The sequence below is a fragment of the Herpetosiphon llansteffanensis genome, from assembly GCF_003205875.1.
Classification (GTDB): domain Bacteria; phylum Chloroflexota; class Chloroflexia; order Chloroflexales; family Herpetosiphonaceae; genus Herpetosiphon; species Herpetosiphon llansteffanensis.
On the sequence record NZ_PUBZ01000082.1, the window covers coordinates 1 to 14,412 of the forward strand.

At 49.7% G+C, this 14,412-nt stretch carries 11 protein-coding genes; 5 read left to right on the top strand and 6 right to left on the bottom strand.

What is annotated here, in order from left to right; genetic code table 11:
* The first annotated feature begins 422 nt into the window (after positions 1 to 422).
* From C5S61_RS08110 to C5S61_RS08120, 3 genes are read left to right on the top strand one after another with little or no spacing between them, the layout of a single operon-like run.
* Positions 423 to 2,147: an RluA/RlmK domain-containing protein gene (locus C5S61_RS08110; protein ID WP_276309101.1), complete on the top strand. Its 1,725-nt coding sequence runs from the start codon at positions 423 to 425 to the stop codon at positions 2,145 to 2,147.
* 53 nt (positions 2,148 to 2,200) lie between these two features.
* Positions 2,201 to 3,295: a bifunctional GNAT family N-acetyltransferase/class I SAM-dependent methyltransferase gene (locus C5S61_RS08115; RefSeq protein ID WP_110514565.1), complete on the top strand. Its 1,095-nt coding sequence runs from the start codon at positions 2,201 to 2,203 to the stop codon at positions 3,293 to 3,295.
* Positions 3,292 to 3,741 (top strand): tetratricopeptide repeat protein, encoded by a 450-nt coding sequence (locus tag C5S61_RS08120; protein ID WP_110514566.1) that lies wholly within the window; start codon positions 3,292 to 3,294, stop codon positions 3,739 to 3,741. The genes C5S61_RS08115 and C5S61_RS08120 overlap by 4 nt, the downstream gene beginning before the upstream one ends.
* Before the next feature lie 80 nt (positions 3,742 to 3,821).
* Here the strand turns inward: C5S61_RS08120 and C5S61_RS08125 are convergent, their stop codons facing one another.
* The 6 genes from C5S61_RS08125 to C5S61_RS08150 form a co-directional block, all read right to left on the bottom strand.
* Positions 3,822 to 4,559, bottom strand: coding sequence for a hypothetical protein (locus C5S61_RS08125; RefSeq protein ID WP_110514567.1), 738 nt, complete (start codon positions 4,557 to 4,559; stop codon positions 3,822 to 3,824).
* Positions 4,560 to 4,573: 14 nt separating this feature from the next.
* Positions 4,574 to 5,875, bottom strand: coding sequence for a hypothetical protein (locus C5S61_RS08130; protein ID WP_110514568.1), 1,302 nt, complete (start codon positions 5,873 to 5,875; stop codon positions 4,574 to 4,576).
* Between the two features lie 321 nt (positions 5,876 to 6,196).
* Positions 6,197 to 6,385, bottom strand: coding sequence for an HAD-IA family hydrolase (locus tag C5S61_RS08135; RefSeq protein ID WP_110514569.1), 189 nt, complete (start codon positions 6,383 to 6,385; stop codon positions 6,197 to 6,199).
* Between the two features lie 9 nt (positions 6,386 to 6,394).
* Positions 6,395 to 6,799: an HAD family hydrolase gene (locus C5S61_RS08140; protein ID WP_110514570.1), complete on the bottom strand. Its 405-nt coding sequence runs from the start codon at positions 6,797 to 6,799 to the stop codon at positions 6,395 to 6,397.
* Positions 6,799 to 7,272 (bottom strand): DinB family protein, encoded by a 474-nt coding sequence (locus tag C5S61_RS08145; protein ID WP_110514571.1) that lies wholly within the window; start codon positions 7,270 to 7,272, stop codon positions 6,799 to 6,801. Before C5S61_RS08145 ends, C5S61_RS08140 begins: the two co-directional genes overlap by 1 nt.
* A complete protein-coding gene (locus C5S61_RS08150) occupies positions 7,269 to 8,129 on the bottom strand; it encodes an ATP-grasp domain-containing protein (RefSeq protein ID WP_110514572.1) in 861 nt (286 codons plus the stop codon). The genes C5S61_RS08145 and C5S61_RS08150 overlap by 4 nt, the downstream gene beginning before the upstream one ends.
* Before the next feature lie 404 nt (positions 8,130 to 8,533).
* Between C5S61_RS08150 and C5S61_RS08155 the strand changes: the two genes are divergently transcribed.
* Together C5S61_RS08155 and C5S61_RS08160 are read left to right on the top strand one after the other, a co-directional pair.
* Complete coding sequence (locus tag C5S61_RS08155; protein WP_110514573.1) at positions 8,534 to 11,608, top strand: serine/threonine protein kinase; 3,075 nt, start codon at positions 8,534 to 8,536, stop codon at positions 11,606 to 11,608.
* Between the two features lie 418 nt (positions 11,609 to 12,026).
* Positions 12,027 to 14,384, top strand: a complete 2,358-nt coding sequence (locus C5S61_RS08160) for a serine/threonine protein kinase (RefSeq protein ID WP_110514574.1) — start codon at positions 12,027 to 12,029, stop codon at positions 14,382 to 14,384.
* The last annotated feature ends 28 nt before the right edge of the window (positions 14,385 to 14,412 follow it).

The following is a 14,412-nucleotide window of genomic DNA, read 5'->3' on the forward strand; positions in this document are numbered from 1 at the left end:
CTTCCCAATCGGCTAAACTAGCATGGAACGGCATAGAATTCCTCGTAGACATGGGTGCTGACACGTCCAGTATACGCGAATTCTCTGCCGTTTGTCGTTTCCTCCCCGAACTACCTACCCTTGAAAGGTGGGGGGTGAGGGATGGTTGCCAATCCAATGTACCAGTACAGCTATTGGCTCTCGGAAGAATAGGTGGAATTAGTAAAGACGCTGGGGATTGAACAAGGAACTGATCCCCAGCCCCTAGCCCCCTCTCCCTTGCGTCGAAACCGCGAAGAACGCGAAGGATGCTGTGTCTATAGGCTTGAGGCTATTGGCTTTGGACTATTGGCTTTGGATTTTTGACCTTCATCCCTCATCCTTTCGCTTTTGACTCTGATTTTTGACTTCTGACTTCATCCCTCATCCTTCATCCTTCGGTTATACGGTACACTAAGCAGCAATTAACTGAAGGAAGCAAACCAATGCAATTAGAAATTCTCTACCGCGACGAGCAGATCGTGGTGATTAATAAACCAACTGGCGTGGCAACCCACGCGCCCCAAGGCGATTTGGCCTTAACTGATGTTGAACGGGCATTACGCGCTCAATTACAGCTTGAATATTTGGCAATTCATCAACGGCTTGATCGCGATACCTCTGGCGTGATGCTGTTCGCGATTGATCCCGCCGCCAATGCTAATTTGGCCCTAGCTTTTGCTGAACACACGATTGAAAAAACCTATCAAGCTGTGGTCTATGGCGTGCCCAACCAAGCCCAAGGTGTGATCGATGCGGCAATTGCGCCTGCTGGCGATGGCATGATGCAGATTGCCCCTGAGCATGATCGGCGTGGACAAACAGCAATCACTCATTATCGCGTTCAGGCAAGCAGCCCTGATCGGCGGTTTAGTTTGCTCGAATTGCAACCCAAAACTGGCCGCACTCATCAACTGCGGGTACATTGCGCAGCCTTGGGCCATCCCATTGTTGGCGACCCCCTGTATGATGTGGCGCGAGCTGCCCCACGACTGATGCTACACGCTAGCGCCTTGCGTTTCACCCACCCAATTAGCCAAGAAGCACTGCATATTCAAGCCCCAGTACCAGCCATGTTTGGACGAGTTGCCCAAGGCTTGCCCGAATTACAGCAGAGCAACGAGCCAGCAGCGCTCAATGGCTTAATTGAATTGGCTGCTGAACGGCGCGCCCCATTGCTAGCCGACCCTGCAACCACGATTTTTCGCATATTTCACGGCCCCAGCGATGGCGTGACCCATCCATGGTTGAAAGATTGGACGATTGATAAACTTGATCAGGTGTTGATTGCTTCGTGCTACAACGAGCAGGTGCGCCAAGTGCCCCAGAGCTTAATCAATGCCTTGGTTGCGCAATGGCAGCCGCAGGCAATCTATGCCAAATATCGCCCACGTACTGCTGCCAACGTTGATGAGGCGGCGATGGCTGAGCTAGCGCCAACCACTCCAGTTTGGGGCCAGCCAAGCGAGCAGGTCGTAGTTCAAGAAGCTGGCTTGCGCTATGAATTACGGCCAAGCGATGGCCTGAGCGTTGGGCTGTATGCAGATATGCGCGAGACACGCCAACGGGTGCGCAATTTGCTTGCCAACAGTCAATTGCGGGTGCTCAACACCTTTGCCTATACCTGTGGCTTTGGCGTGGCGGCGGTGGCCGATGCACCAGAGTCGATCGTCACCAATCTCGATCTTTCGCGCCGCTCGTTGGATTGGGGCAAAATCAATTATCAATTGAACGATTTGGCGGTTGAAGATCGCCAGTTTGTGTTTGGCGATGTGTTCGATTGGCTCAGCCGTTGGGTGCGCCAAGGCCGCCAATTTGATCTGATGATTCTTGACCCGCCTTCGTTTGCGCGCAATCGGGGCAAGCGTTGGCGTGCCGAAGAACATTACGCCGAATTGGTAGCGTTGGCGGTGCAATTATTGCCAGCCAATGGTCACTTAATCGCCTGCTGCAACCACGTTGGCTTGTCGCGGCGGCAATTTCGCGGCCACGTTGAGCGCGGCATGCAGCAAGGGCGTTGGCATGGCGTGATTGAAGCCAATTATCCCGCCTCGCCGTTGGATTACCCCGCAGCCTATGGCGAAAGCCACCTTAAAGTTGTGTTGGCAGTTGGCAAAGCAGCTGATTAAACTTCTGGTGTATAGTACAACGTAGAGCATTTTGCTGTTAAGGTCGGAGCACAATGGAACGTCAACCAGTCCAAGTTCGTTTGGCCAGTCAAGCAGATTATCCGGCGGTCATTGAGGTAACGTATGCCGCCTATGCTGCTCAGCGCGCCAAAAGCGAACTCTATGCCTATGTCTACACGGAAACGGTCGAGAGTCTGACGGCATCGCAGGCCAAACATCCCAATTGGCAAGTTTTGGTTGTCGAAGAGGCAGATCAGCTTGTGGCGGCGGTACGAGTTGGCACGTTCAACCCAACCGACACCGATTTGCACCTTTGGCGTTTGAGCGTAACCCCCGAAGCCCAAGGCCGCGGCTATGGCAAGCTTTTGGTTCAAACAGTCGAACAATGGGCCAGCGCCCAAGGCTATCAAAGCATCTCGTTGGGTGCGCTCGAAGTTTCGCCCGAAAACCAAGCCATGTACGAGCGTTGGGGCTATCGCTACCACGAACGGCGCGAGATGACCAGCGCACCTGGTAATTTCTACGCCATCCTGCATAAGCCAACCGATCGCAAGGTTAATCAAACCGTGGCCACCTACGAAATAATGGCCGAGGATTATCAGCAGCGCCGTGGCGCAGTAGGCCCTTGGGTTTTAGAATCACTTGATCGATTTAAGCAACAGCTTGCAGCACCAGCCAAAATTCTCGAAGTTGGCTGTGGGACGGGCCGCGATGCCCGTTTATTACGCGAAGCAGGCTACCACGTGCTTGCGCTTGACCCAACCTGGGCGATGTTACAACTCGCTAAGCAAGCAGAAGTGCCATTGATTGCTGGCGATTCGCGCAGTTTGCCAATTGCGGCGGCTAGTGTGCAAGGGGTTTGGGCGCAAGCCTCGCTGCTCCACCTGCCCCACCTCGAATTTTCGCTGGCCTTAAGCGAGATTGCGCGGGTTTTGCAGCCGAATGGGGTTTGCTACCTAAGCCTCAAAGTTGGCGACGGCGAACAATGGCATGCAGATGGCCGATTGTTTGCCTTTCATCAACCTGAATTGGTGACCAAAGCCTTGGCTGGAGTTGGATTAACCGTGCTTGATCAATGGGTGGTTGATGCCGATTTGCCCGATAACCCGCCGTGGGTCAGGACGATTGCCCGCAAGGAGCATGCATGAGCGAAGCAAAAATACCGTTGACTGCCAAACTGTGGTTTGCTTGGGGCCAAAGTTGCACCTATTGGGGCAATCGCACGCTTTCCAAGCAAATCTATCGCTGGGCCTTTAATGCCTATACCCGCGCCCAAAGCTATGCGCCGTGGTGGAGTATGCCAGTTTTGCGCCGCGCGGTGATTCGCGGGCGCGAGCTTGATGATTATGCAGGCGCAGTCCGCGATTTCAGCGATTTAATTAAGCAAGATCCTAAGTGGGCCGAGCCATATTTGCAACGCGGCATTTTGCATAGTTTTCATGGCTTGCAATCGGCAGCACGAGCAATTGCCGATTTTGATCAATTTTTGAAGCTAGCGCCAGCCACCCATACGTGGCGAGCCGATGCCGAACGGCTGACCGAACGCCTGCGCGAAGATTTGCAAGAACGCGGTTGGAGCGAACAACTCGATTGATTAACTGATGGCATCGAAATAAAAAAAGCGCGATCAAGTATTGATCGCGCTTTTGGTTAATCAGGCTAGGCTTGCTTGAACTAGGGCAGCACATTATCCAAACGCCATGACGATGTTTGATCATTCATCGCGCCCATGCCTGGACATACTTGGGTGCAATCGATGCGTAATCCTGTCCAATTAGCATGTTCATAATGCTCAAAATCGCGACAATTGCTAAACGCTTTGGCCGAACTAATCTGTTTGGTCCAGCCATATTCAACGGTGGCAAACCCATAACTATAGCCATCGCAACCAGCAGTTTGGGTTGTCGTCCAAATTTGGCTCAGCCCACCCTCAGCAATTGAATATTGCGGATTGGCCCATTGAATGCCAATAATTGTGGTCTTGGCAGCAACGGCAGATTCAAGCATTGCTTGGTCGAGCAACTCTGGCGAACTATCCGCTGAAAGCTGCACCAAACCATCAGTTGCATGCTCAATGGCTTGCTGAAACGTAGCAAAACAACGAGCCGCATTCACCTTCGAGCTTTGACCAGCCTTGCTTTTATCGATTGGCTCGATAGTGATAACGCAATGACCTATTGCTTGCTTCTCTCCAGAGATTGCATCTACGGCTGGAATAATCTCGCAACCAGAGTCGGTCACTTCTGAGCTGGTTTGATCATCGACCATTGGTTCAAGATTGGCAAAACAATTAATCACTGGTTCTTGAAAGCTTGTTTCGAGCATTGTTTGGGCTTTAGCATTGCGTTGCACAACCACAAAACCGATGATACCGATCACGCTGATCGCTAGTAATACAAGACGTAAACGCATGAAATACTCCTCAATTAGTCGCCTAGAGTTGGATTAACAAAGCCATATGGTGCGAGACAATTAATTAATGCTGGTGGTGTTTTTGGCGCTTCTTCCAGCAAATAATTGCGAATGATTTGGGCTTCACTTGCCTGCCCGCTCCAAACTGCTTGAACCTGCATACTTGAAGCTGTGGCCTGATTTAAAATAATGATCGCTGGCTCAACTCCTGCTACTTGGGCTTGAAGGCTAATCCAAGCACCACTGCGCTCGATTGACCAAACCTGTTCAAAGCTACTGAATTTTTGTTCAAGCTTTTGGGAAATTGCCACTAAGGCTTGATTTTTGATACTTGTTGCTTGATTTGATTCAGGATAAATCGTTTCCAGCCCATTGCAATCAACTGGCGTTGTTGATGGCAACATCATGTAACGCCATTGATAATAGTGGTTGCCAACATTGCCCATTTCAACTTGCCAACCAAGCGGATTAGCTGGAGTGTAGGTCAAGACTCGCCGCTCATACAACTGCACCAGCACATCGCGCTCAACCCCAGCAACCATAATTCGTGCCCAATAACTTTCGGTAATGGGATGGCCCAAAACATACAACCAATCAAATAATGGTTTGGCGTTAACCTGCGCGCCCGTTTGGTCAACGATTGGCCCCGCTTGGTGCAGATAGTCCCAAAAAACTGCTGGAATATTCGTTCCAGTTACATCGTCGTAGGCTGCAATCGCAGTTTCGGGATATTGGGTGGCTTTGCTTGAATCAGTGCCACCACCACAATCTTGTTGCCACAAGGCAGTAACTGGCTGGCCAAGTTGCTTCGTTGCCGGTTTACCAGTAACAAGCTGCGGCTCGCAAAGCCCAAAGCCAGCATAGGTTGGGGGCCGATAGGTTGGTGGTGTATTTGTGCTATTCAAATCGCCTGCTACGGGAATGATTGCTGGTTGATAGTCGAGAAATGTATCATCACCAATTTGCAGCTTGCTACTAACCATTTCTTTGACAATTAAGCCGTTGGTAACGAACCATTGATCATAGGACGCATCGGGGTTGCTTATTTCCATGCGACTTTTATCGAAATATTGAACTAAGCGTGCGCCATTTGGGCTTTCTGCATAGGCTTCGTAATGGTTCATTGCTGCTTCTGGCCCCCAAAGCCACGTGCGCCCAACCAAACCTTGTTGGACTAAACCATCGGTACGCTGCCAAATAGACTTGAAAGCAGCTTGCTCAAAGGCATTGGCTGAGCTGGGCTGCGGATTTAAGCTAGCAACCAGCAAGAGGCTCACGATCGTTACCCAACCTATTTTGCGTAATAAATTCAACATACAATCCTGCCATTCATATATAGATAGAGTGTCAGAAAAAGTAATAGTTGGATGGGAGAAAGTATCACTGCTAGAAATAATTCGTAGGACTATTAAAAAATTTGGTGACGATGGAGAGAATAGTGGAGGCTGGTTTGTCGTCTTCGTTCTCTGCATTAATGCATGCAGATACTAGCAAATGATCAAGCACGATGTCAATGATACTATGCTGATAGTTCGATTGTAAAAATACAAGCCCCGAGAAGATTATTTTTTTGGCACAAAAAAAACCGAGCCTGATTAATCAGCATTGATCAAGCAGTCTCGGTTATGTTCAGGTACTTAGTTAATTGAATTGGCGTTGAGCCAAGCAGCTAAATCGCTGTAATCGCGATAATGTTGTGCTTGCCAGCCATGGGTTTGGGCAGCAACAACATTAGCTTGCGTATCATCCCAAAAGGCGATGCTCGCGGGCGCTAACCCCAATTGTTGCGTTGCCAGCGCAAAATAGCCAGGCTCTGGTTTGCGCACGCCAAGGCTTCATGACGCTAAAAGGCCATCGCACCAACGCCACATGCCCAAATCGTGCCAAAGATAGTTGCTGCGATGCTGCTCTTGGTTGGTCGCCAAATAGCACTTTATTCCACGATCACGCAGCTGTTGCATGGCATTCAACACGCGAGCATCGATCAGGCTTTCTTCGCCAAACCAGCGGGCTAAAAAGCTATCGAGATCATGCGGCCAAGGCCATTGGGCAAGGTAGGCAGGCAAAGCATCGCACAGATCGGCCTTGCCATCAATACACTCCAAAAACACGCCATGAAAAAACTCACGGGTATGAGCGCTGGTTATGCCATGCTCGCGCTCCAAATAGGCGGCAAAACGCAAGCTTGGCACACACAACACGCCATCAACATCAAACAACACTGCTTGCAGCGTGCTCATTATTGTGGCTCGGCAGCTAAAGTGCGTTGAATTTGGTCGATATGGCCAAGGCCATGGTCGGCATAGGTTTCAACCACATTAAGCAAACTGACTGGGCCATTTTCTGGGTGAAAGCCAGTTCGTTCCCAAGCATCCTCAGGCAATTCGCGCCAAAACTGCACCCAACGGGCATGCAACGAACGCAACAATTGCAACGAAATTTCAACATCAGCCTGCTGCGCATCACCAAAATTGGCCCATAGCTCTTGATCGTATGGTTTGAGAGTTGGGTTTTGCTCGGTGGCGATCAATTTGCAGCGAATATAGCTATTCAGATGCGAATCGGCCAGATGATGAATATTTTGGGCCACGCTCCATTCATTGGCTAAAAATGCTGTGGTCAATTGGCTTGGGCTGAGTGGACGAACAAGTTCAGTTAATTGGGCTGGTAATTGCTCAATTTGGGCAATCCATTGGTCGCGTTGGGCGCTCATGCTTCTGCTCCTACTAGCTTGGGGCTGGTAATGCCTAATGTTGCTAAGACTTTGCAATACACTGCAACGATCACATCATCGCCAGCATCGCGGGCAATATATTCGAAGCCCGGCGAGGCATTGGCCTCAATCAACCACCATTCACCATTACGATCTTGGGCAATATCCAAGCCCGTCCAACGTAAAGGCAGTACATCAAATAATGAAGCGGCAAAATTGCTAATCGTAGTGTGTAATGCCTGATCGTCAATCACCACCGCCTTGCCACCATTCCAGTGCAACGGGCTAAGATTGCCTTCAAACAACGCTTGGTCGATATTTTTTTCGTAGAGTAAGATTAATTGACCATCTAAAAAGACGGCCCGATATTCGTGGGCAATCTCAATTGTGCTCTGAGCCAAGGCAATATAATCAAAATCTTTGCTTGCGCCATCGAAAATTTTGCCCAAGGCCTTGATAATGCCTTCGCGGTCGTGGCAGCGAAACACATTCAGGCCACCAGAGCCACGATTGCGTTTAATCATCACGGGCAAGGCGAATTTGGCCAATACATCATCGGCGATTGCCTCAAAGCTAGCAAAGGCGCGATATTTGGCAAAGCGCTCTGGGCCAAGCGGGTGGAAATAGGATTCGGTTTGCGGTTGCTTAATTGCAGCGTGCGTCAGGGTATAAAAATAATCTTTATCGCGGCAAATTTCGCTCAGCGTGTTGTCGTTGAGCGGAGCTTTCCAATTAACAAACAGCCAATTACGGGTAGGGCCAACGATCCGCAGGATATTTTCGGTCGAGTGTAAATGTTCATACGTCAAACCGAGCCGTTCACAAGCCAGCGACAGCAAACGAATATTCGGGTTCATGGATTGTCCTTAAAAATGTAGGTGGGAACCTCTGGTGGTTGCCTTAGCATACCGCACTCTACGCCGCTTGCAAGTAGGATTTTAGGCTTTAGAGCACAGTAAATTCAGTAAACCTAACACATAATTACATTCACTATTTAATTGTAGCGGCACGAAACCTGCTAATCAACGATCGTTTGCAGAGCGTATCCACATAGCTAGCAACCCCTTTGGAGCCAAGCTGATTAAATTTAGCGCAATAGCAAGCGCTCAAGCGCTTAATTAATGAATTTTTTAAATCTTCAATTTCGTGCTTGTCAATGTTGCCGAATGATGTGATAATGGGGCAACAACCCAGCCTGCAATTTTTGGCACTTGATACTAGAAGCGGGATACTCCGCAGTTGACGTTGTAGGATTACAGCAATGAAATCGTTTGAACATACCCAACTGGGTGAGTATACATTGCAAGAAGAGATTGGCCGTGGTGGGATGGCGCAAGTCTATCGCGCGCAGCACCAAGCCTATGGTCAGGTTGCCTTCAAAGTATTACCACCCTATTTTGCTCACGACAACGATACGCTTCAGCGTTTTATGCGCGAAGCGCGCGCCAATCGCACGTTGCATCATCCGCATATTGTGCAGCTCTACGAAGCCAGCGATATTGCCCAAGCCCAAAATCCCTACCAGCCCATCCATTATATTGCGATGGAATATATTGCTGGTGGTACATTGACCGATCGGTTGCGCCAGCAGCCGCAACAGCCGCTCAATCTGACTCTCGAAATGGGCGAGCAAATTGGCTCGGCACTCGACTACGCTCACGGCAAAGGCTTTATTCACCGCGATATTAAACCAAGCAATATTCTGTTTCGCAGCAATGGCCATGCCGTGCTCGCCGACTTTGGGATTGCCTTGGCCAATAATGAAGCGCGCATGACCAAAGCTGGTGGCTTTGCTGGCACGGTAGCATACACTGCCCCGGAAATCTTCGAGGGCGAAACTGCCGATATGCGCTCGGATATTTATGCACTTGGCTTGATTTTGTATGAATCGTTGGCTGGGCATAATCCCTACGCCAATATCAGCACCAATGCGCAAATCGCCATGAGCAAAATTCTGACAACGCCACTGCCACCATTGCAAGATGTAGCTCCGCATGTGCCACCATTAACTGCTGAAATCTTGGCCCAAGCAACTGCCAAAGATCCAATTCGCCGTTTTGCAACAATGTCAGATTTTGTTGAAGCGTTGAAGCAGGCTAAATTCAATCGGGTCAGTGATCGCCCAGCGCAACAATTGAACGCCAGCGGTCGCCCGATGATTCCAATTGCCAATCGACCTGGTACGCCAAATCGCCCACCACAACGCAATCCACAGGCAGGCAACAATCAAAACCAAGCCTTTGGTGCTGGAGTAGCAGCCTCAGCAGCAGCCTCGGCGTTGCCCGATGCAGGCGAAGGCACCATGATTTATACGCCTCCAGCGGCCAATCCAGTGGTCAATCAACAATCAGTTGCGCCCGTTGATGCAACCCAAATCTATACGCCGGCCCAACCAAATCCGGTGGTCAATCAACAACCAGCTGCGCCAGTGGCTCAACCACCAGTTGATGCAACCCAAATTTATACGCCGGCCCAACCAAATCCGGTGGTCAATCAACAACCAGCTGCGCCAGTGGCTCAACCACCAGTTGATGCAACCCAAATTTACACACCGGCCCAACCAAATCCGGTGGTCAATCAACAATCAACTGCGGCTCAAACACCATTGCGCCAAGCCCCAACAACAAGGCCAGATCAAGAAATTCCAAGAGCGCCCTCGCAGGTCAATCAGCCTGTACCAGTAGCGCCAACCGTACCGCTTGATGATCAAAGCACGATGATGTATACGCCGCATAGTGTGCCCAATCGACCGATTCCAAGCCAAACCAATCAACCGGTCGATAATGAAAGCACCGTTATGTATCCGGCGTATCCAGCAACCGGCAATCAAGCCTACCCGCAAACGGGTAATCAGGCCTACCCACAAACGGGCAATCAAGCCTACCCACAAACGGGCAATCAAGCCTACCCGCAAACGGGCAATCAAGCCTACCCACAAACGGGCAATCAGGCGTATCCGCAAACGGGTAATCAGGCCTATCCGCAAACGGGTAACCAAGCGTATCCACAAACGGGCAATCAGGCCTATCCAGCGATGGGTGGGGCTTCGCTATCAAATGAGCCGATGCCGAAGAAAGGTCCAGCGCGGCCAATTAATGCCCAACGGATTGAGCTAGCACGGCCTGCTGCAGCGCCAGCAGCCCAATCGTTTGAAGCAGATTACGCTGATGCGCCACCGCCATATGCAATGCCACCAAAGGCATCGGCTGTTGGCAAAGCCAAAGATTTCTTCCGTTCACCAAAAGTTCTTGTAGCCTTGGGGAGCGCACTTTTAGCGTTGCTCGTGATTGCATTTTTGAGCTTTGGCCGGGGCAAAGACGATCCAAATATTGCAAGCGTTGCAACCGCGACCTCGGGGGTCAGCGTTGCTGGTGGCGATAGTACACCAACTGCAACGACCACAACCACTGCTGCAACGCCAACTGCTGAGCAAACCAGCGATCCCCAAGAAGCCAAGCGCCTAGAATATGTCGTTGGCCAAGAAGCCTATGCCCAACAAGATTGGCCAAAAGCAGCAGCAGCCTTCGATAAAGTGCTCGAAATCGATCCAGCCTACCTTGATTTGAGCAATATTGGCTCAGCAACCTACTACAACTGGACGATTAACGAATTGACTGGCCCTGACAAAGTGGCGAGTGGGCTTGAGATTTTGAATAAAACCTTTGGCTTCAAGCCCGACCACCAACCAGGGACGAATTTGGCCAAGGTGCTGAATCTGTATCGCACAGGCCAAACAGCTGCCGAACAACAAGATTGGCAAGCAGCGATCAACGCCTATCGCGAAGCCCAAACTGCGGGCAGCGGCGAATTTGGCGACCTGATGGGCAAGCTGCAAACCGTCAAACAGTTGTATGAAGCCTATCTTGGCCGTGGTCGCCAGCTTGAAGAAGCAGGGAATCTCGAGGGAGCCAATGCGATCTATCGTGAAGCGGCTGCGTTGCAAGAGCTTGATGGCAATTTGGATGTCGCCACAGCCAATAGCCGGATTCGCGCGACCGCTCCAACCGAGGTTCCAGCCACGCCAACGCGACCAGCACCACCAACCGCCGCACCAGTTGCGCAACGCTTGTATTTCAGCAAGTATGCAGAAAATGCGGTTGACCCAACCTGTTTTGCCGTCCACATTCGCGGCGTGGGTACCAGTGGTTGGTTTGTCGCGGTTGATGGCTTGGGCAATCGCGGCAACGTCGATGGCGCAGGCAATACCAACGTCTGTGGCTTGGCAGCCAGCCAAGAAGTAACCTTCACGGTCTACAATGCCCAAGGTGGAGCAGTCCCAGGCGGCGGCGGGATTCCGACCCGTGGCGGCGACTTGATGACCGGCTACTGGCAATAACCATATATACCACTTTTACCTAGACCAAAAGTACCTTGCGAAATCCCCTAGTGCTATGTTGATAGCCTAGGGGATTTTTGTGTTTCAAAGCTTCATCACACTTCTTACCATGTTCTTCAATAATGAGCCAGTCTCAAATTTAGATAAATTATAAATTTGGTACTCATAAGGCACGAAATTTCGCATCAAAATGTATCTAAATAGAAAATATCGTCAACATATCGTGCTATGGAACCCTAGCAAAATCAAAATCAACCTTGCGTAGTGAGCAAAATAGTGTGATAATACTTCAATCATTCAATCAGTCTATAGTTCAAACGGACAGGTTCTTGGGCACTTATAAGCGGCGTTCGCTGTTTTTAGTGCTATTTGCTTGTGATGATTTCCAGTTATTCAACGTTACGGGTAAGGGGCCAGTATGAGTAACTCAGCACATCCTCAATTTAGCAACCAACAATTCGGCGAGTATTTCATTCGGCATAAAATTGGCGCAGGCGGTATGGCCGAGGTCTATTATGCGGAACATCCTGCATTTCCACCAATTGCACTAAAAGTATTAAATCCAGATGCAACCAATGATCAAGATAGTTTGCTGCGTTTTCAACGTGAAGCAGCAGCAATCAATAAACTGCACCATCCGCATATTGTTAAAATCTATGAGACAGGCAAATTGTGGCTTGTTGCGACTCAACAGGAAATTCCATTTATTGCCATGGAATATATTAATGGTGGCACACTTGGAGATCGCCTCAATCAGCAGCAAACGCTTGATTTTATGATTAAAGTTGGTGAAGAAATTGGCTCGGCCCTTGATTATGCCCATGGCAAAAACATTATTCACCGTGATATTAAGCCAAGTAATATTCTCTTTCGCAACAATGGTGAGGCCGTATTAGCCGATTTTGGCATTGCGCTCGTAACGAATCAATCTCGCTTAACCCAAACTGGAGGATTTGCAGGTACGATTGCTTATACAGCTCCCGAAATTTTCGAGGGCGAAACGCCCGATATTCGTGCAGATATTTATGCGCTGGGATTAATCCTTTATGAGGCTTTGGCGGGCGAACATCCCTATTATCAAAAAAATGCTGGGCTTCAAAGCATTATTGGCAAGATTCTTAAGGCCAATTTGCCAGCGTTGCCACAACTTGCGCCCCTTGTACCGGTTCGGACAGCTGAAGTAATTGCGCAAGCAACAGCGCGCCAACCAGCCCAACGCTTTGCAACCATGGCAGATTTTATTGAAGCACTCAAACAATCCAAATATCATCAAGCACGTTCAATTCCCAACCAGCCGCTACCAGTTGCGCTTCAGGCTGTTCATCAACCCACAATTGAAAGAACAGTCTATCAAAGTGCTTCAATTCCAGTAACAATCAATCAGAGTATTCCTAATCAGCCAGCCATCATGCCCAACGTCAATCATGGGCCATACTCAATTCCAAACCAAGCAATTCAGCAACCATATCAGCCACCCAGCACACCCAATTTCAACCATGGGCAGCGCTCAATACCAAACCAAGCAATTCAGCAACCATATCAGCCACCCAGCACGCCCAATTTCAATCCAACACCCAATTCACTAACAAATTTCACACCGCCAATCGCCCCATCACCAACGCCAAATCCATGGCAAACCAAGCAACGTTGGGCAATGATTGGGGCAAGCCTTGTTGGATTAATGTTCATGTTTATGGTTATTAGCAATGCTTTTGGCGATACATCGACGAATCCAAACCCAAAAAATCCCGGTTCAGATGGAGGCGTTAGCAATGGCCTAGGACAACCCCAAGCAACAATAACGCTTGCAGCCCAAGCACCAGCAACTTTAGCGCCGACCTCACCTGATGCGGAGGAACCAAACGATCCCCAAGAAACCAAACGCTTAGAATATAGCGTTGGCCAAGAAGCCTATGAGCAGCAAAATTGGCCGCTCGCAGCCCAGTCCTTTAATCGGGTGTGGGAGCTTGATCAAAATTATATTAACCTTAAGAGTATTGGCTCAGCTACCTATTTTAATTGGGCACTCAGCACACTAACGAGTCCTGATTCGGTTGCTATGAGCAAGCAACATCTTGCTGAAGCCTTTCGTTTTGATCCTGATCACGATTTAGCCAAACAGCTTGATCAGTTGCTTGGCAATTATCAAGCAGGCAAACAAGCATTCAGTGCTGGGGAGTGGGATCAGGCAATCGATCAATTTGATCAAAGCTTGAAACACATTAATGCGGCACAAGAATTTGCATCATTAAAAATGGATTTAGCTGTGATCGATGCGCTCGTCAATGCCTATCGCGAGAAGGGCAAAAATTTTGAAGAAAATGGGCAACTAGCAAAAGCGCGGGAAGTATATAAGCTAGCATTATCAGTAGCCCAAGATGCACCGAATATTGATGTGCGTGACCTAGAAGATCGTTTAGCAGCACTTGCGCCAACTGCTGTGCCAGCTACGCCAACGCGGCCAGCACCACCAACTGCCGTGCCCACCACCGCAAAATCACAACGCTTGTACTTCCAAAAGTATGCAGAAAACGCGGTTGACCCAACCTGTTTTGCCGTCCACATTCGCGGCGCTAACACCAGTGGTTGGTTTGTCGCCGTTGATGGCTTGGGCAATCGCGGCAATGTTGATGGCGCTGGCAATACCAATGTCTGTGGCTTGGCAGCCAGCCAAGAAGTAACCTTCACGGTCTACAATGCCCAAGGTGGGGCAGTCCCAGGTGGCGGCGGGATTCCAACCCGTGGCGGCGACTTGATGGCTGGCTATTGGCAATAGTAAAACTGGTAGCGCCGAGCCATGCTCC

Coding starts and splice junctions, on each gene's coding strand:
- C5S61_RS08115 (WP_110514565.1), top strand. CDS start 2,201: ATGGAACGTCAACCAGTCCAAGTTCGTTTGGCCAGTCAAGCAGATTAT.
- C5S61_RS08140 (WP_110514570.1), bottom strand. CDS start 6,799: ATGAGCACGCTGCAAGCAGTGTTGTTTGATGTTGATGGCGTGTTGTGT.
- C5S61_RS08160 (WP_110514574.1), top strand. CDS start 12,027: ATGAGTAACTCAGCACATCCTCAATTTAGCAACCAACAATTCGGCGAG.
- C5S61_RS08150 (WP_110514572.1), bottom strand. CDS start 8,129: ATGAACCCGAATATTCGTTTGCTGTCGCTGGCTTGTGAACGGCTCGGT.
- C5S61_RS08145 (WP_110514571.1), bottom strand. CDS start 7,272: ATGAGCGCCCAACGCGACCAATGGATTGCCCAAATTGAGCAATTACCA.
- C5S61_RS08125 (WP_110514567.1), bottom strand. CDS start 4,559: ATGCGTTTACGTCTTGTATTACTAGCGATCAGCGTGATCGGTATCATC.
- C5S61_RS08155 (WP_110514573.1), top strand. CDS start 8,534: ATGAAATCGTTTGAACATACCCAACTGGGTGAGTATACATTGCAAGAA.
- C5S61_RS08120 (WP_110514566.1), top strand. CDS start 3,292: ATGAGCGAAGCAAAAATACCGTTGACTGCCAAACTGTGGTTTGCTTGG.
- C5S61_RS08130 (WP_110514568.1), bottom strand. CDS start 5,875: ATGTTGAATTTATTACGCAAAATAGGTTGGGTAACGATCGTGAGCCTC.